General features: G+C 61.9%; 23 protein-coding genes and 1 pseudogene. 18 read left to right on the top strand and 6 right to left on the bottom strand.

The genetic code is table 11. The features are described from left to right. Positions 1-200: 200 nt before the first annotated feature. The 6 genes and pseudogenes from ACZ0AV_RS01240 to ACZ0AV_RS01215 all read right to left on the bottom strand — a co-directional run bounded on the left by ACZ0AV_RS01240 (position 201) and on the right by ACZ0AV_RS01215 (position 5,791). Positions 201-776, bottom strand: coding sequence for a hypothetical protein (locus tag ACZ0AV_RS01240; protein ID WP_499149356.1), 576 nt, complete (start codon positions 774-776; stop codon positions 201-203). A 339-nt stretch (positions 777-1,115) separates the two neighbouring features. Further along, positions 1,116-3,883: pseudogene (locus ACZ0AV_RS01235) on the bottom strand (bifunctional DNA primase/polymerase). Continuing rightward, positions 3,880-4,524: a hypothetical protein gene (locus ACZ0AV_RS01230; protein WP_499149355.1), complete on the bottom strand. Its 645-nt coding sequence runs from the start codon at positions 4,522-4,524 to the stop codon at positions 3,880-3,882. Before ACZ0AV_RS01230 ends, ACZ0AV_RS01235 begins: the two are co-directional and overlap by 4 nt. Further along, positions 4,521-4,733: a TraR/DksA family transcriptional regulator gene (locus ACZ0AV_RS01225; protein ID WP_499149354.1), complete on the bottom strand. Its 213-nt coding sequence runs from the start codon at positions 4,731-4,733 to the stop codon at positions 4,521-4,523. Before ACZ0AV_RS01225 ends, ACZ0AV_RS01230 begins: the two co-directional genes overlap by 4 nt. After that, positions 4,726-5,211, bottom strand: coding sequence for a hypothetical protein (locus ACZ0AV_RS01220; protein ID WP_499149353.1), 486 nt, complete (start codon positions 5,209-5,211; stop codon positions 4,726-4,728). The genes ACZ0AV_RS01225 and ACZ0AV_RS01220 overlap by 8 nt, the downstream gene beginning before the upstream one ends. Before the next feature lie 319 nt (positions 5,212-5,530). After that, entirely contained in the window at positions 5,531-5,791 is a 261-nt protein-coding gene (locus ACZ0AV_RS01215) for a hypothetical protein (protein WP_499149352.1), read from the bottom strand. 97 nt (positions 5,792-5,888) lie between these two features. On the opposite strand from ACZ0AV_RS01215, the gene ACZ0AV_RS01210 reads away from it, so the two are divergent. The 18 genes from ACZ0AV_RS01210 (at position 5,889) to ACZ0AV_RS01125 (ending at position 17,169) form a co-directional block, all read left to right on the top strand. Next, positions 5,889-6,572, top strand: coding sequence for a LexA family protein (locus ACZ0AV_RS01210; RefSeq protein WP_499149351.1), 684 nt, complete (start codon positions 5,889-5,891; stop codon positions 6,570-6,572). Between the two features lie 78 nt (positions 6,573-6,650). Next, the gene (locus ACZ0AV_RS01205; RefSeq protein WP_499149350.1) at positions 6,651-6,848 is read left to right on the top strand and encodes a hypothetical protein; all 198 of its coding nucleotides are present in this window, start codon (positions 6,651-6,653) and stop codon (positions 6,846-6,848) included. Continuing rightward, positions 6,845-7,198 carry a hypothetical protein gene (locus tag ACZ0AV_RS01200; RefSeq protein ID WP_499149349.1) on the top strand — a complete coding sequence of 118 codons (354 nt, stop codon included), beginning with the start codon at positions 6,845-6,847 and terminating at the stop codon, positions 7,196-7,198. The genes ACZ0AV_RS01205 and ACZ0AV_RS01200 overlap by 4 nt, the downstream gene beginning before the upstream one ends. Then, positions 7,195-7,734: a hypothetical protein gene (locus ACZ0AV_RS01195; protein ID WP_499149348.1), complete on the top strand. Its 540-nt coding sequence runs from the start codon at positions 7,195-7,197 to the stop codon at positions 7,732-7,734. The genes ACZ0AV_RS01200 and ACZ0AV_RS01195 overlap by 4 nt, the downstream gene beginning before the upstream one ends. A 10-nt stretch (positions 7,735-7,744) precedes the next feature. Beyond that, positions 7,745-8,035, top strand: coding sequence for a hypothetical protein (locus tag ACZ0AV_RS01190; protein ID WP_499149347.1), 291 nt, complete (start codon positions 7,745-7,747; stop codon positions 8,033-8,035). Next, complete coding sequence (locus ACZ0AV_RS01185; RefSeq protein ID WP_499149346.1) at positions 8,032-8,391, top strand: hypothetical protein; 360 nt, start codon at positions 8,032-8,034, stop codon at positions 8,389-8,391. The genes ACZ0AV_RS01190 and ACZ0AV_RS01185 overlap by 4 nt, the downstream gene beginning before the upstream one ends. Then, a complete protein-coding gene (locus ACZ0AV_RS01180) occupies positions 8,388-8,636 on the top strand; it encodes a pyocin activator PrtN family protein (RefSeq protein ID WP_499149345.1) in 249 nt (82 codons plus the stop codon). The genes ACZ0AV_RS01185 and ACZ0AV_RS01180 overlap by 4 nt, the downstream gene beginning before the upstream one ends. Positions 8,637-8,675: 39 nt before the next feature. After that, positions 8,676-9,020 (top strand): YfdP family phage-associated protein, encoded by a 345-nt coding sequence (locus ACZ0AV_RS01175; RefSeq protein ID WP_499149344.1) that lies wholly within the window; start codon positions 8,676-8,678, stop codon positions 9,018-9,020. A 59-nt stretch (positions 9,021-9,079) separates the two neighbouring features. After that, the gene (locus tag ACZ0AV_RS01170; RefSeq protein ID WP_499149343.1) at positions 9,080-9,910 is read left to right on the top strand and encodes a DUF2303 family protein; all 831 of its coding nucleotides are present in this window, start codon (positions 9,080-9,082) and stop codon (positions 9,908-9,910) included. A 65-nt stretch (positions 9,911-9,975) separates the two neighbouring features. Continuing rightward, positions 9,976-10,680 (top strand): hypothetical protein, encoded by a 705-nt coding sequence (locus tag ACZ0AV_RS01165; protein ID WP_499149342.1) that lies wholly within the window; start codon positions 9,976-9,978, stop codon positions 10,678-10,680. Then, complete coding sequence (locus tag ACZ0AV_RS01160; protein ID WP_499149341.1) at positions 10,677-11,783, top strand: phosphohydrolase; 1,107 nt, start codon at positions 10,677-10,679, stop codon at positions 11,781-11,783. The genes ACZ0AV_RS01165 and ACZ0AV_RS01160 overlap by 4 nt, the downstream gene beginning before the upstream one ends. After that, positions 11,780-12,355, top strand: a complete 576-nt coding sequence (locus tag ACZ0AV_RS01155) for a phosphohydrolase (RefSeq protein WP_499149340.1) — start codon at positions 11,780-11,782, stop codon at positions 12,353-12,355. Before ACZ0AV_RS01160 ends, ACZ0AV_RS01155 begins: the two co-directional genes overlap by 4 nt. After that, a complete protein-coding gene (locus ACZ0AV_RS01150; RefSeq protein ID WP_499149339.1) occupies positions 12,352-13,053 on the top strand; it encodes a hypothetical protein in 702 nt (233 codons plus the stop codon). The genes ACZ0AV_RS01155 and ACZ0AV_RS01150 overlap by 4 nt, the downstream gene beginning before the upstream one ends. Beyond that, positions 13,050-14,717 carry a DNA cytosine methyltransferase gene (locus tag ACZ0AV_RS01145; protein WP_499149338.1) on the top strand — a complete coding sequence of 556 codons (1,668 nt, stop codon included), beginning with the start codon at positions 13,050-13,052 and terminating at the stop codon, positions 14,715-14,717. The genes ACZ0AV_RS01150 and ACZ0AV_RS01145 overlap by 4 nt, the downstream gene beginning before the upstream one ends. 187 nt (positions 14,718-14,904) lie before the next feature. Continuing rightward, positions 14,905-15,474 (top strand): phage protein NinX family protein, encoded by a 570-nt coding sequence (locus tag ACZ0AV_RS01140; protein ID WP_499149337.1) that lies wholly within the window; start codon positions 14,905-14,907, stop codon positions 15,472-15,474. Continuing rightward, positions 15,471-15,794 (top strand): hypothetical protein, encoded by a 324-nt coding sequence (locus ACZ0AV_RS01135; protein ID WP_499149336.1) that lies wholly within the window; start codon positions 15,471-15,473, stop codon positions 15,792-15,794. Before ACZ0AV_RS01140 ends, ACZ0AV_RS01135 begins: the two co-directional genes overlap by 4 nt. Then, the gene (locus ACZ0AV_RS01130; protein WP_499149335.1) at positions 15,791-16,147 is read left to right on the top strand and encodes a hypothetical protein; all 357 of its coding nucleotides are present in this window, start codon (positions 15,791-15,793) and stop codon (positions 16,145-16,147) included. Before ACZ0AV_RS01135 ends, ACZ0AV_RS01130 begins: the two co-directional genes overlap by 4 nt. Positions 16,148-16,161: 14 nt before the next feature. Further along, entirely contained in the window at positions 16,162-17,169 is a 1,008-nt protein-coding gene (locus ACZ0AV_RS01125; RefSeq protein WP_499149334.1) for a tyrosine-type recombinase/integrase, read from the top strand. Positions 17,170-17,178: the final 9 nt, after the last annotated feature.

Below are 17,178 nucleotides of genomic sequence, written 5' to 3'. Positions count from 1 at the left end.
CGGGGGCGGTGACGGCGCGGGGGCTACCGTCGAGGGGCGCAGCACAGCGCTCTGTGTTTATCGCGGGCACCGCAATAAAGCCTGGGCACCTTTTACCCCCTCAACATGCAACCACTCAACGGCCAATTTTCGGTGGTTCAGTTCGTTACGGGTTGAACAGAGTTCGTACCGGGTTCGTACCAAAGTGCGGCGACGAACGGTCATTTACCAGCAGCCAGCGAAGCCACCGCCAGCATGAACGCCACGCCCCTGCGCTGCTCCCAAAGCTGCCGCTTCTGCTGCGCTGCCTGCTTGGCTGCTGACCGCCCTCTCTCCAAACGCTTGCGAGCGTTCAACTCAACCGGCGTCAGGGTCGCAGTCAGTGCGCCCTTGCCCATCAACCGCGGCAGCTCATCCGCCAACGCCAGGTGCAGGTCAGTCACCCGTGTGCGATAGGTACGCTGGGAGATACCCAACACCCTGCACTGGTCGGCCACCGGCCGCTTTACCTGCTGCCCGTAGCGCACCACTGCCAGCCCCCGAAGAACACGGCCCAGCGCACCCAGCCCCGCGGGCTCATCCGATGCCAGCCCATCCAGCGCCTGCTGCACCAACCGGGAGGCCGGCGACATCACCAGGCTGTGCTCCACGCTGGTCATCAAACACCGCGACCCACCAACAGCACGCCCGCCCTCTTCATCCATCGTGCCCAATGGCGAGCGGATGCTCACGTCCAGGGCCGGGCTGATCACCTCGTTGCCCCACGCCACCAGCAGCGCCTCGATCACCTCATTCATCGCCAATCCCCCCGCCAAAACCCAACCCAACACAAAAAGCCCCAACCCAACACACACCCAACACACCTAAAACCCTTATGAAACAATGCCTTGAAAGAAACTGTGTAGGGTGTGTTGGGTTGGTAAGGTTTTTTGAATCCTCGCGTAGAGAAAAAACGCAGCCGTCAGCCATTGAAGGGAATGAAGATATTTTTCTCATACGTGCGCGCGCGGGCGCGTAAACCCAACACACCCAACACACACCGCCACAACACCCGGAAACACTGGTACTCAAGTGTGTAAGGTTGCCCATACCAACCCAACACAGACCCAACACACCCAACACACTTTTGCGCGCACTCATGCCGCAACCTCCTGCACGTGGTCCCACTTATCCACGTGCCAGCCGTGTTTACGGGCCCGAGCGCGCCATTCGGTCACATGCTTGCCCAGCTCGGCCGCACCCACGGATGGTGGCAGGAAGGAAGCCTCATCCTTAGGGAAGAAGAACGCCGCGAACCGCCGTGTGTTGCGGTCCGTCCACGGAATCGCCCGCGTCTTGTCCAGGCCCATGGTCGTCACGAACAGCGAGAACTTCGTCTGGCTCATCGCGTGCTCTTTGTTGCGCTGGCACCATTCCAAGAACAACGCATACAGGTCACTGCTCAAGCACCCACCCCACAGCCCCTCGCCGAACTCACCGAGGCGCCACTGGTGCATGAAGGTCTGCCAAGGCGCCCGGCTCAACGCCACCAGGCGATCGCGCGCCGGCGTAACCGGCGGCTTCGTCTGCGGGTCGAACTCGCCCAGGTCATACGCCAGCAGCCAGGCGTAAAATGCCTCCACCCCGCCGTTATCCAGCTCATGCTTGATCGCCTTCTGCCGCTCGGGCGATAGCTTCTCCTCCGGCCACATCACCAGGAATCGCCGGTCGCTGTCGCTGATCGGCCACGGCACGATCTCGTTGGAGAGAAACACCGCATTCATGTGCGAAGCCTCCTCCCACCCGTTCACGAACTTCGACTCGATGCGCACCGTCTGCCCGGTGATCAGCTGCTTGATCTTCCCCACCTGGTTGTACTTCTGGTCGCGGCTCACAACCTCCTCGAACACCGCCCACATCTTCCCGCTCTGCCAGGCGTTGAACGAGCCCTCCAGCTGCGTCTGCCCCACCGTCGCCGAATACTGGCCGTAGATGCGCCCCATGATCACCGAGAACAACAGGCTCTTACCCGAGCCCTCAGTGGTCGAATGCATCAGCACCGCCGTATCCATCTTCGCGCCCGTGTGCTGCAGCGGGTAAGCCAGAAAGCGCGACAACCACTGCGCCGCATCCTCCGCGTGGTTGCACAGGAACGACACAAGCCAGATCAGGTTCTCGCACGCCGCGTCATCGCGCTTCGGCTCCAGCGGCAAGCCCTCGAACGTGTTGATGTACACCTCAGGGTCATGCGTCATCGTCGGGTCGAACACAATGTGGTTCATGTCCACCACACGCCGATCCGGGCTGTTCAGCCACAAGCTGTACGCATCACCCAGGGCCATCTTCACCGCGCCCTCGGCAATGCGCCGCTTCTTCGCGTAGTCCCAGGCATCCTTCGTCCCGTCGATGTACACATAGCGCGTCATCATCGGCATCGAGAAATCGCCCAGCGCCTTGCCGGCCAGCGCCTGGGTGCGCTCGTTATCCTTTACCCACTCCTCGCTCACCCGCTTCTTGCGCTTATCGGTGACCGCCTCCCACTCCTTGAACGCCTCCTTGCCGATGTGCGCAATGAAGCCCGACTTCTTGATCTTCTTCGCCGCATCGATATCCCACACATGCGTGGTGCCCTCGATCAGCGCATACCGCCGCAGCAGCCAGGCCAACGAGAAGCCTCCCCCCGCCCCCCGGTGCTGGTGGTGCCGCCCTCGCTGGCGGCTTCGTCGTCAGATGGGGCCGGGGGAAGGTCATCAGCTTGCGGCGGCAGCTCAGGCACGGGGGCCGCCGGCGGCGCATCCGCCATCGGGCCGCTTTGTTTCACCACCTGTTTACGCTTGCTCGCGTGATCCAGCCCGAGCAACTTTGCCGCGGCCTTTACCGCCGCCTTCTGGTCGCCGTCGTGCTCGAGGAGGCAGAACACATCGAATGGGTCATTCCAGTGGCCGTTCGCCAACGGGTCGGCGCCGTGGTGCGAATACACCCGCCCCTCATCGTTGATCGAGATACCCGGCAGGCCCGTTGAGCTGCCCGGGTAGAGCCACTTCTTGCCACGCTTCATGTAACCGGCGGCCTGCAGCAGGCCAGCGGCGTCATAGGCGCGGTTATAGGCATCCACAACGGACTCACCCTTCCCGCCGGTGCCGGCCGGGGCCTGGGTCGGCGCCGCTGCCTTCTTGGCAACCGGCTCCGGTGCCTTCGGCGCCCATGGGCAAGCGTCCAGCGCCATGCGCTTGAACACCTCCCAGTTAGTCCAGATGTTCACCAGGTCGCGCGGCAGCTCCGCGAACGCATCGCCGGTCGGCGCCGTACGCCAGGTGTAGGGCTGGCCGGTACCGGGGTGAATCGAGGGCGGCAACACATCCTGCACTTCGCCCCCGCGCAGCTCGAACACAGTGATCGGGGCCAGCGCCTTCGCCTTGGCCCGCATCTCGGCTTCCAGCGCCCTATCGCCGATCTCCTGCGCGCGCTTCACCGCCTTCATGGCCAGCTTGTGCTTCGAGCCGTCCGGGTCTTCAGGGTTGGGCCACACCAACGAATGCCGGCTGAACTCACAGCCAGCAGGCACTCCGAACATGATGCGAAACCGCTCCGGGTTGCCCACGCTGGTCGCGTGCTCAGCGGCCACGTCGTCCAGGCTCATGCCCAGCAGGTCGCTCAGCACCTGGCGCGTCCATTCCACGTGGTCCACGTCCAGCGAGCAAACGCCGCTTGCACCGAGCAACACACCCATGTTCTGTTTCGGGTGCTTCGTCCAGTGCGCCTCGGCCTTCGCCGCATCAGTGATATACCCGCCGGGCTTGTTCCAGCCCTTGCCGGTTGGGCCCTTCTCGCCCTCAGGTATCGGCACCAGGGCCAGTTTGAAGTTCTCGATATACCGCCGCGCCCAGGCAGCGATGGGGGCTGGGGAAGTTGAAGCCTTGGTCATTCGCCCTGCTCCACCCGCTTGAACTCGACGACCCAGACCCACGGATTGGCGCGCCACGAGTCATCGCCGTTGATGGATGCCCATAGCCCGGCGAAGCCGTGGATAACGGCCTCCTTACACTCATGCCGGCTGGGCGAGGTTTCGAGGAACTGCCTGCACATGGCCGAATCAACGCCCTCGGCTTCGGCCTGGTCGCCGCTGATGTCCTGCAGGCGCTCGACGCGGACGGCGGTTATTTCAAGCAGGATGCGGCTGTACCGGCGGTGCAAGTGAATACTGGGCACCGAGCGCTCAGGCAGCAGACCGTCATAGCTGGGGCCTGTCTGCTTATCTTCATCGTCGAACAGCGAGCACAAGTAAACGGTTTCGCCGTGCCGGCCGCCGGCGGCGTAGTAGTGACCGTACTCTGGATCGAGGCGAAGGCTTTCGCGCACCCAAAGCCGGTCGCCTGGCTGGCCATAGGGGCAGGCTCGATCGATCACATGCTGTGGCTCGTTCTCTAGCACCAAGGCGCCAGGCGTGTAGATGTTGCCCAGGTCTGGATGCTTTACCGGCTTGGCGATTCGACGGGTAACTGTCTTCCGGCCTTCAAGGAGGGCACGCACCATGGGGCCGCTGAACACAATCGGACGCTCTTTCATGCCCGAGCCTCCCGATAAGCCTGACAATCCACGCACGTCTGGCACCCCGGTACCGCCAGGCGCCGCGCAGCCGGAATCTCGATACCGCAGCTCTCACAATGCTCGGCGCTGATGGTGTAGGCCGGCGCTACCGCCTTGCGGTGAGCCAGGATCGCCCCAGCCCGCAGGTGTTCTTCGCGTTCGCTCGCGAGGTCGAGTTCATCAGCCATGGCGGCGGCCCTCCATTGCTTCCCGCGCGCCGGCCATGATGCCCAGCAGCTTGCCAATCAGCGCATAGCCGTGCTCCTCCAGCGCTTCAACCTCGTGCGCCTCCCATTTGCAGTCCGCTGCACCGCCCACCAGGCTGCCGACGAACTTGCCCTCTTTCTCCAGCAGCCGGCTCAGTTGCTTGAGCGCGTCGTGGCTGGCTTGCACCGGCTTCGGCTGGTAGCTCACTACGCCATACACCTGCTCGAACCACTCGCGCACGGCCGGCCCGCGGGCCAGCTCGACAACGCGGGCCAGCTGCAGGGTGTTCAGGTGGTGGTCAGGGTAGGAACTGGAGAGGCGTTTCTGAAAGGGCCCGTAGGGCTCTTCGAGGATCGCGCAAACGGCTGTGTGGCCGCCGTGGAATTCTCGGCAATCCAGATCGATCGCCGCCGCGAGCGAGCGCACCGGCCCGCCCGTCATTGCTGTGCTTGTGCTCATTGGTAGTAAACCCCGCGAACTACCATAGCCACGGCTTCGGGGAATCCCCTATTCTATGGCTACAGCGCCCAACACCCTCAGTCATTGCTGTGCCTCGGGGTGTTGGATGTTGAGGCGGAACGGTTGGTAGCCGCTCCGCCGGAACGCCGGTACCAGGGCTGTATCTTTCGCGAGTGCACGCCCTGTGTTCCGGCCTCTATTTCACCTGCCGCCATGGCGTCAGGCTTGTTGCCCTGCTACTGCCGGCCCCGGTTCGCTGGTAAGGCCCCGGTACCGGCAACGCCACCCCGCATAGCGGTGGTAAGTGATGGCGGGTGATTCAAGCGGCTTGCGAGCCTGAGTAGAGCAATTGCTCCTCGGCTACACCGAAATGCTGAAGAACCTCGGGAATGCTGACGTAACCATCGCTCTCATGAGCCAACGCCAGCAGCAGCCGAAACCGCGGCTCCTTTCGGGCGTACAGCACATGAACCTTCATGTAACCGATAGTCACGTTGCACCGCTGCGCGTAAACACAGAGCGGGTTGCCTTCGGGCGCTTTCGGTTTGTCGAGCGAGCGGATGTATTCGCTGAGTTTCATGGTTCACCTCTGACGCAGATTCTTACCCATCGGGTATTGCTTTGCAATAGCCAATGGGCACTTACCCATTAGGTAACCGATAAGCGAAAATTCAAGGATGAAAAAACTACCCACCATCCCCGAAATTCGTCACGCCAACCTGCGCCGCGAAATGGGCACGCGCCCCCTTTCAGTGGCCGAACTGGCTCGACAACTTGAAAAAGAAACCAGTCAGGTCGGCCAGTTTGCGGGCCCTACTCGCCATAAGGGTATTGGCGACGACATGGCTCGGCAGATCGAGGAAGTGCTCGGCTTGAGCCCGTACGATCTCGACATACCCGCCACAGCGCTGACGCTGGCGGAGAAAGCAGGTACTCACAAGGCCGACGCATGGCCCATCGGGGTACCTAAAGGGAAGCTACCGGTCGTAGGCGTTACAGCCGCGGGAGCAGCAATGGAAATCATCGATTTATACCAGCCGGGCACAGCCGAAGAATGGTTGGATGCGCCCGGAAATCCCACGCCGAATGCCTTTATCCTCAAGCTCGACGGCTTTTCCATGCAGCCGAAATTCTGGAGTGGCGACAAGGTGTTAATCGAGCCGGCCCTAGAATGGAAGGCAGGTGACTTCGTGTTCGCCAAAAAGGCTGATCACACCGCTGGCACCTTCAAAAAGCTGATCGAGGAAGAAGGCAGACTATTCCTATTCGCGCTTAATGAAGACTTCAAGCCTCGCATTCAGGAGATCGACGACACCTGGATGATAGTGGGCAAGGCGACATGGCGATTCGATCAGCTTTAAAAAATACCCGATAGGTATTTACTCCAATACCCAACAGGGATAATCTCTGCCGTACCCACTTACCAAGGGTTTACGGCAATGAATCAGGCACAGCACAGCAATACCCGCTGCCCGGTGGTCATCCACCCGGCAGCGGCATCTAACCCCGCCACCGTTCGCAGCATCCAGCAGGCCACCGGCCAACTGGTGATGATCGTCTGCGGCCGCCCGCAACTGCGCAGCACCACCCTGCCCGCCTTCGAAGACTTCAGCGGTTTTGAAGGAGGTGCAGCATGAACCCCACCATCCAAACCCTGATCCTTCAGATCACCTATCTCTGCCTGCAGATCAGCAGCCAAGGCAAGTGGCATGCCTTCTCGCGCCTTTCGGGCCACGTGCGCAACTTCAATGTGCACGTACTGGATGCTGATACCGACTATGACGGCCCACACCATCACGTGTTGGATCAGGACGTCAAATACCAGTGCGGACGCTATGACAGCCCCGAAGATGTTCAAGAAATTGAGCAGAAGGCTGTCACCGAGCTGCAGCAGGTACTGGCCGAGCTGGAGCGGTATCTAGACCTTAAGCAGCTCGGGCAGAAGATCGTTTCACAGATGGAATCGCGGCGGGAGGTGCTGCAATGATTACCCTAATCCTCACCTTCGCCTCGCTCGACCTATTGCGCGCCGCGTTGATTCACGGTGGCAGCACCACGCTGAAGCTCGCCCGCCCAGGCGACAGCAACCAGGCCATCCGCGCAAACATCGAAACCGAGTGCACCGAGCACCGCATCCGCCTGCGCGTCAGCCTGGCCGATATCACCGGCGAACTGACCCTTGACCCGCACGAAGAGAAGTTCTTCGACCAGGCCAAGCTCTTCATCGAGGACTTGGCCAACGGGCGGCTCGAAACGGGAGCCCCACGGCCAGAAAGCGAGGCGGATCAGCCCGCAATCGCAAGCCTGAGTACCTGTGACGAACGCACCCTGCGTACGGTGTGCCGCCAAGGCGGTAGCACCACGCTCAGCACCGGCACCACCGTGAACGTGCACGCCAGTCCAGACGGCTCACGGTTCGTAGCTGTAGCCGCACAGGGAACCAATACCCATCTAGCGATGGGCAGCGCGCAAGACGTTTACCTGTCGCTCGCCGAACACATCCAGCAGCTCGCAGCAGCCTGAGGTAACCGCCATGAATCGCGACCTCAAAGCCACAGCTCAAATCCTCGGCCTGCGTGACCGCCAATTGCGTGCACGTCTGCGCGAACTGCGCCTGCTCACCAACGCCGGCGAGCTACTCATCGGCCCGCGCACCGAGGGCCGCCTGTTCGTCGACCCACGCAGCCGCTGGAACAAGCGCTTTCAAACCTACAGCCACTACGGCGTGGTCATGACCACCGAAGCCGGCGTGGCCTGGCTGGCCGAGCAGCTCGGCATAACCGTCACCACTATGCCGCCACGTCAGGCAGGGAGCCCAGCATGAGCACCAGCGCAATCAGCAACGCCATCGGCGCGCTCAAGCTGGCCAGCGTGCACGTTGAGCATCCCACCGCCTTGAGCGGCAGCACGCTGTTAACCACCAGCAATGAGGCCATTGCACGCCTCACCGCCGCCTACCCGCACCGCGAAGAGCTCGGCCGGCTGTACGCCGAGCTGGTGCGCGTCACGCCCCGCGGCCACCTGCCCTATGTGGCGATGGAGAAGCACGACAGCGCGCCGTACGCCGCCATCATCGTCAACGCCACAGGCGAGGTGGTGCACCGCCAGCGCGCCAAAAGTATCGACGGCCTGGTGCAGCTCGTGGCGACTCGTTTCACTCCACCGCAGGCCACGCAATGAGCACGCTGGAACAACTGCGCCGCCGCTACTCGGCCAACTACATCACCGCCGAAACGCTGCTCGCCGACCACCTGCCCCACATTGGCAGCGTGCCGCACCTGCGTCGCAAGGTTCGCACCGGCAAGCTCGACATCAAGATCCAGCAGATAGACCCCAGCTCCAACCGCAGCCCGTGGGTCATCTACCTGCACGAACTCGCCGACTGGCTCGACCGCCAGGAAGCAGCAGCCGCCAGCGCGGCATAACCGGCCCCACCAAGGCCATTTACCGAGAGGCACAGCACCATGAAAGCAACCGATAGCGCCGAGTTCATCGGCTCCCTGAATGCGGGCGTGTTCGCCCAGCAATTGGGCCGCGCCCTGTCTGACGTGGCCGCAGGCGTGGTCGACCACGGCAAAGAGGGCTCCGTCACTGTCACCTTCAAGCTCAAGCAGATCGCCCAAAGCAACCAGGTGAACGTCAGCCACAAGCTGGACTACGTGCAGCCCACCAAACGCGGGAAGAAGCGCGAAGACACCACCCTCGACACGCCCCTCTACGTCACCGAGGAAGGCCTGCAACTGTTCCAGACCAACCCCACGGCCCAACTCTTCAAAGAGAAGGACACCCCGGTACACGCTCGCGACTGATCGGCAGCACAGCCGCACCAACCGCTGTACCCATTCCCTTGAATCGTTAGGAACCACCCATGTTCAACAAAGAAACCCTGCAGCACATCGAAGCCCAAGCCCTCGCCGCAGCGGGCGCCCGCATCCAGCTCCCGGGCGGTGCCACCCTCGCCGTGCTGCCCGAGGCCGTTCACGCTGTCAGCCTTGAGCAGCACGAAGCCACGCGCTACCGCTTCCGCGGCGGGTTGCACACCCACTCCATTCGCGACTACTCCAACTACGTCGCCCAGCACCTGAACGATGCGGACGCTCTGAAACCGGCGGGCTTCGTCAATCAGGAGAAGATGAACGCCACCGTGATCTTCAACCTGGGCACGCCAGACCTGGCCGGCCATGCTGACGACACCGCGACCATCGCCCTCAAGCCAACCGCCGCATTCAAGGCAGTTGAAGCCATCGTCGGCCAAAAGCTGAGCCAGCAAGCCCTGGCCGAGTGGCTGGAAGACTGGGCCAGCAACCTCGAAGCCTCCGCCGGCGAGGAGCGCCTGAACATCGCCCAGGCCATTGCCGGCATCCGCCACATGCGCATCACGGCCACCAGCCAGCGCGACAGCTCGGTCGGCGACCTCTCCGCCCGCCGCAGCTCCATGGATGAAATCGAAGCCAAGAGCCAGGACGTACTGCCCACCAGCTTCAACTTCACCACCGTGCCCTACGAGGGCCTGCAGCCGGCGCTGATCAACCTGCGCCTGTCCGTCATCACCGGCGATGCCGCGCCCATCCTCAAGCTGCGCTGGGTCGGGGAAGAAGCCCAGCGAGAAGAGTTCGCCATCGAGTTCAAGGATGCGCTGAACGCCGAAATCGGCGGGCTGGTACCGCTCACCATCGGCACCTTCACCCTCGGCAAGTAAGCCACCAACCAACACCAGCCGGCCCTTACCAAGCCGGCCTCCACCACAGCACAGAGGCACAGCACATGCACTCCAACCCCCACCTCCTACTGATCGGCGCCCTACTCGGTTTGGGCATTGGCCTGGCGTTCCACTTCGTACTACTGCGCAACGCCAAGCCACGCATCCGCGCCCAGGGCTACAGCGCCGGCAGCCAGGCCCGCCAGCCGCTGATCGACGAGCTGCAACACAGCATCAATAAGCAAGCACTGGAGATCACCAGCCTAAAAGGCCAGCGGCTCAATCTCATGCACGACCACCATCAGGCGCTGGAAGCGATCTCCCAGGCCGCTGACGAGCGTGTGCAGGCGCACGCCCAACGCAGCCTCAGCGACCATGAGCTGTTGTGGGTGAAGCGAGCGATCGTTCAGCTCGAAAAGTCGTCAGCAACCTACAAGGCCATTGGCAATGACCAGCGCACCCGCGACACCAACGCAACGCGGGAGCAGCTGCAGGGGTTGGTAACCCGCATGACGGCCGCACCTACCGGCGCCCAGCGCAGCGTCATCGTTCATGGCCCCGAGGGCTGCGGCAAAACACGCGACGCTTCACGCATCGCCGAAGCTTTGGGCCTCAGCAAGATCAAGGATAACTGGCACCATGATGCCCCCATCGAGGCCGCCGACACGCTCTATCTGACCAACTATGCAGGCCCGTACATCACCTGGCGCAACGTCATGACCTACGACGAAGCCATGCAGCGAGTAACTCAGCTGGAGGCCGCAGCATGAAAACCCTCTGCATCTACCACGCAAACTGCGCAGATGGCTTCGGCGCCGCCTGGGTCGTACGCAAAGCCCTGGGCGCCGAGAACGTCGACTTCCACCCGGGCAAATACGCCGAGCCCGCACCTGACGTCGAAGGCCGCGACGTGATCCTCGTGGACTTCTCCTACAAGCGCGACCAGCTGCTGCAGCTCGCCCAGTCCGCCCGCTCAATCCTGATCATCGACCACCACAAGAGCGCCGCCGAAGACCTGGCCGAGATTCCGCCAGCTCCGGCCAACTACAGCGACTGGCTCGCCGCACAGCAGGCCCTTGGCGCCGTGTTCGATATGCAGCGCAGCGGCGCCGGGCTGGCGTGGGATTTCTTCTACCCCGTCTCGAAGCGCCCCTGGCTGATCAACCACATCGAGGATCGTGACCTTTGGCGGTTCGAGCTGTACGGCACCGAAAAGGTGATGGCCAGCCTGTTCACCTTCCCGCAGCGATTTGAGACCTGGGACGATCTCATGGAGTGCGACTTTCATGACTTACATGAAGAAGGCGCAGGCATCCTGCGCAAGCAAGCCAAGGACGTCGACGACCTTGTGCCCAACGCGCGCCGCCTCACTATCGGTGGCCATAACGTTCCAGCCCTGAACTGCCCACACTTCATGGCCAGCGACGCCGGCCACATCCTCGCCCAGGGCGAACCCTTCGCCGCCTGCTACAGCGACACACCCAAGGGCCGCGTCTTCTCCCTGCGCAGCCAGCCCGAAGGCCTCGACGTATCCGAAATCGCCAAAGCCTACGGCGGCGGCGGCCACCGCAATGCAGCCGGCTTCACCGTGCCATTCGACCATGAGCTGGTGACCGGCTTCTTGCAGGCCGAGCTCATCACATCACAGCTGGCCGCCATGCCAGAAGGCTACGTGGTCATGCCCGCCAGCCTGACAGCCGAGAATGGCGCCAAGGGCCTGCTGATCGGGGACTTTCACTTCAACACAAAACTGATCATCGACGGCAACGAAGAGCTGCTCCACTGCACCGTCCCTTGGGACACCATAAAGGCAATCTACGCCAAAGCTGTCGCCGGGCTGGCGTTGCAAGCAGGGCAGGAGGCACAGCCATGACGTGGATCCTCACCAACCAGGGCATCCGCTTCGAGCTGCTCAAGCCCACAGCGGCAATGATCCACCCCGCAGATATCGCCCACAGCCTGGCCAGGCTTTGCCGCTTCAACGGCCACACAAGCAAGCACTACTCCGTTGCGGAGCATTGCTTCCGCGCGCATGAGCTGGTCGAGCCCGAGCACCAGTTGGTCACCTTGCTCCACGACGCTACCGAAGCCTACATCGGCGACATGACGCGCCCGCTCAAGCTGGCGATGCGAGGGTACGCCCAGGACATGGCAGTAGATGACGTGTATGGCCAGGTCGAACAGCGCATCTGGCTCGCCATCTGCGAACGCTTCGACCTCGACCCCGAGCTACCCGACCAGGTGAAAGAGGTCGACATGTACCTACTCGCCGTCGAACGCCGCGACCTCATGCCCACCCACCCCGACGCCTGGGAATGCATCCAAGGCATCGAGCTGCCCGCGTGGCGCATCAAACCATGGAGCGCCGAGGAAGCCCGCGACCGCTACTTCCAGCGACTGATGTCGCTGCTGAGCACCACCCACCGCGCGAGGGCTCAGGCATGAATTACCCATTATTCCCAAGGCTTTCCATGCTTTTTGAACAATGCTTCTTCTTCATCGAGAAGCCTGTCCAAGAGCATGTTGAGCGACCCAGTTTTAACCTTCATCTTGTGCCATATCTCTGTTTGATGCGTCGGCGGGCTACGGGAAATCAAACACATCAAGCCGGCGGCATCTTTGATGTTCAGCAGAAAAGTTATGTACCTAGGCCCGAACGCATCAACAGGCAAACGCTGTACTTCCGCATCGTTCTGCTGGAGTCTCAACTCATAATGCTGCTGAGCAAGGCTGCGCGACCTGCCAATCATTGGGCCACGCTTTTGAAGGCCGGCCAGCAAATCGAGCTGGTGCTGCACAAGCGAGCGGACACTCTCAATCGCAGCCTTGCGATCCAAGAAATCACCCTCACGGCGATCCTCCTCGTCAGCCTGCCTCTGGCTTACAGGCACAGCGATCGCCACAGCAATGCCTATCAAAGAGCCTATTGCCTGAACCCAAGCGGCCGGATCCTGAAGAGAGTTCTCCTGAAGGAGAATGCCCACCGCCCAAGTGATAACTATGACTACGATCAGCGCACCGAGCCCAGCGCAAAGCTTTCTAGCGATACGAACGTACTTCTTCAATTCAACCAATTCCGTTTGAACAATGGTGCGTCAAGCTTGCCCGGCTCCGGCTGTGAGTTACAAGGGAGAGCAGCATGACCAGCCTCTACCGCATCCACCCCCAACCCAGCTTCAACTTCGGCGGCCTGGTCATCGACAACTTCGCCGGCGGCGGCGGCGCATCCACCGGCATTGAAATGGCCCTCGGCCGCCCGGTCGATATCGCCATCAACCACGACCCCGAAGCGATCGCCATGCACGAGGTCAACCACCCGCACACCAAGCACTTCTGCGAGAGCGTGTGGGAGGTCAACCCGCGCGAAATCACGGGCGGGCGCCCCGTCGATCTCTGCTGGTTCAGCCCCGACTGCAAGCACTTCAGCAAGGCCAAGGGCGGCAAACCCGTGCGCAAGGAGATCCGTGGCCTCGCCTGGGTTGCCATCCGCTACGCAGCCACCGTGCGCCCGCGCGTGATCATGCTCGAGAACGTCGAGGAGTTCGTCACGTGGGGCCCACTGGCGGACGGTCGCCCGTGCCCGAAGAACAAGGGCCGCACCTTCAAGAGCTTCGTCAACGCCCTCAAGCGCCACGGCTACCAGGTGGAATGGAAAGAGCTGCGTGCCAACCTCTACGGCGCCGCCACCATCCGCAAGCGCCTGTTCCTGATCGCCCGCTGCGATGGCAACCCCATCGTCTGGCCGAGCCCCAGCCACCTGGCAGCCGCCAGCGTCGAGGTCAAAGCCAAGCAGGCAAAACCACAGCGGCTGGCAGCGGATATCATCGATTGGTCGCTACCCTGCCCGTCGATATTCACCCGCAAGCGCCCGCTCGCCGAAGCCACCCTGCGCCGCATCGCCCGCGGCATACAGCGCTACGTGATCGACAGCGACAAGCCCTTTCTGGTCAAGGTCAACCACGGCTACGACTACTTCCGCGGCCAGTCCCTGGATGAACCGCTGCAGACGATCACCAGCAAGCTCGGTACCGCCCTGGTTGCGCCGGTGATCACCAAGTTCCGCAGCAACGACCGTGGCAGCTCGATTGAAGAGCCGCTATGCACCATAACCGCTAACAGCTTCATCAAGCGTCCAGGCGGCGCCGCGCCGATCGGTCTAGCTATGGCATTTCTGGCCAAGCACTACGGCGGCAACTACACCGGCCCGGGCGCGTCGCTGGCCGAGCCAGCCCCCACCGTCACCACCGTCGACCACAACGCCCTAGTACTCGCCCACATCCAGCGTGACTTCGGCAGCAGCGTTGGCCACGCGGCCGACGAACCCCTGGCCACCATCACGGCAGGCGGTGGCGGCAAATCGGCACTGGTCGCCAGCAGCCTGATCAAGCTGCGCGGCACCAGCCGTGACGGCCAGCCAATTGACGAGCCGTTGCACACCGTAACGGCATCAGGCAACCACCTCGGCGAAGTGCGCGCGTTCCTGCTCAAGTACTACGACACCGGCATAGGCCAGAGCCTGGCCGAGCCTCTGCACACCGTCACAACCAAGCATCGCCTCGGCCTGGTCATGGTGAAGGGTGAACCGTACGAGATAGTCGACATCGGTATGCGCATGCTCGAACCCCACGAGCTCTACGCCGCGCAAGGCTTCCCCGCCAACTACATCCACGATCGCACCGCCACCGGCAAACGCCTCAGCAAAGCCAGCCAGGTACGCATGTGCGGCAACAGCGTCTGCCCACCCGTAGCCGCAGCACTCGTGCGCGCCAACTTGGTGGATGTGCAGCAGAGCGAGGTGGCGGCATGACCATCGGCAGTCTGACCCTATTTCGGTACCTAATAGCCGCCATTTCCCGAATGAAAGGTCCTAACTTGCTGAGCAACCCAAGCCCAGGAGTTGCGCATGCAAAAGTATCTTCGTTTCACCGCCCTCATCATGCTTTTGGCCAACCCGATGACGGCAGAAGCACCGACCCTCGGCTGGAGGTGCGCTTATGAGCAGCTCCAGCTTCCAGAAAGTTGAGATACACACCTCGAGCCTCACCGGCAATGCCCTCGCGTGGGCTGTCGGAGAGACCGAGGGGCTGGACATGTACATCAAGCCCGGGCAGTACGCCAGCGCACCAGGCGTGTTCGCCAACATCAGTGGCCGCGCCATTCGCTGGTGGCCCGAGCAGGATCCGGCACAAGCCTGGCCGCTGCTCGTGAAACACGGACGTCGCGAACGCCTGCACCTGGATTTCCAATGTAACGGAGCAAGCTACCTCGAGGCGGGCATTCGGTGCGGGCACACGGCACGCGACATGCTAACGGCAGCCCTGCGCGCAATCGTGAGCATGAAGCTCGGCCCGATCGCCCTGATTCCGCGCGAACTCCTGCCGCAGCGCACGTACACCACCAACCCAGGCGAATCAGTCATGAGCATAGCGCTGCGCGAACTCAAAGATGAGAAGCGCTGGAAGGAGATCCGCGACCTCAACGCAGAGGCGCATCCAAACATGGGCCCACACGACTACTACCCCGTGGGCACGGTACTGGCGATGCCGGAAGGCGGTGCAGCATGACCTGCACCATCTTCCACAGCACCGAAATGCCTGAAGGCCGCGGAGCCCTGCTCACCGGCAGCATCCCACGCAAACCCATGCGCTGGGCTGTCGAGTACCTGATCAAAACCCCGGACGGTCGCACGCTGGTCGAGAGTACCAAGATCATCCAGAAGGCCAGTTACGACGAACTTTACGCAATCATGGACGCCACCATCGATGCCCTCGGCAACGAGGCCGGCAACCTGGCCACCTTCATCAGCTGGCGAGCCACCGCCCACGGCGGCACACGCGCCAAGCGTAACAACCGCCGCGCCAAGGCCTCGCGGAGGCGAACATGAGCGCCGCTGAAAACCTCGAGTACATGCCAGACAAGCTCGACGAACGCGCCATGGCAGAGCATTTGCGCCTGACTTATCGGGCCATCCAAACACGCCGCCTCAAGGGCAAGATCCCACACGGTGTGTGGAATAAGGTCAACGGCGACATCATCTACAGCATCAGAAGGTATGACGAATGGCTGGAAAGCAACTGGGCCTGCCCGCCGGCGTGGAGTTCGCAGGCAGGACAATCCGAATTCGATTCAGCTGGAAGGGAGCAGACCCAGTCCGGCGATGCGAAACGCTCGCCTATCCGCAAACGCCGAAAGGCATCGCAGCCGCCTCAGCGCTACGAGATCAAGCTACCAGCCTGATCAAACACGGCGTTATGACCGAGGCGAAATACCTCGAACTGTTCCCGGCCACCAGCTACGCCAGCTCGACGGCCACGCAAAATTTCTTCGAGTACGCAAACCGGTGGGTGCTTTCGCGCGAGGTGGTCGACGGCACTCGCCGCAACTACGTTTCCTGCATGAACTGCTACTGGTTGCCCAACATCGGGGGAATGCCCATCAACCAGATAACGCCAACCCTTCTCAAGGAGGTAATCGCGCGGATCGACTGGCCATCGGCACCAACGAGGCGAACCGCAATTCAGCGCTTGAGCACGATCTTCGAATCGGCGCTGGTGGAAGAACTGGTCACCCGCAATCCATGCAAGTCGGTGGAGCTGCCGCGTCGCGCAAAACCAAAGATCGATCCTTTCACGCAGGCAGAGGCGGAGCAGATCATCGAGTGGTTTTACGCAAACCGGAAAGGGTCGATGGCGGTGTATCCCGCCTACTTTGAATTCGCTTTCTTCACCGGAATGAGACCAGGTGAAATAGCTGCGCTGCGCTGGAATGAAATCGACGAGGAGAACCGCACAGCCCACGTCTGCCGCATCGTGGTCGACTACAAGATTCAGGAGCGCACCAAGACCAAAGAAGATCGGGTGGTCAAGCTCAACTCCCGGGCGATGCATGCCCTAGAAACGGCTAAAAAGGTGCGGGACCTACGAGCGAAGCAAACAACTCGCCAGCACCCCGTATCACCGTACGTCTTCCCTCCCAGCCGCAACTTTGAATACATCCAGCAGGCAAGCGTGACAGACGCCCACTTTCGAAAAGCGCTGACGGCCCTGAACATCCGGCCGCGCCGGCAGTACAATTGCCGCCACACCTACGCGACCATTTGCCTGATGGCAGGTATGATGCCCGCCTTCATCGCCAATCAGCTGGGCAATACAGTCCAGGTGCTGCTTTCGACCTACGCCCGCTGGCTAAACTCCAGCAATGACTGGGCAGAGCTGAATAAGATCGAAAAAGCCCTGAATGGTACAGAATTGGTACGCTGACAATACCGG

It is taken from the genome of Pseudomonas sp. AC532 (assembly GCF_979258965.1).
Note: the sequence above shows the minus strand (reverse complement) of the source record. Positions and strands in the feature narration are given on the sequence as shown.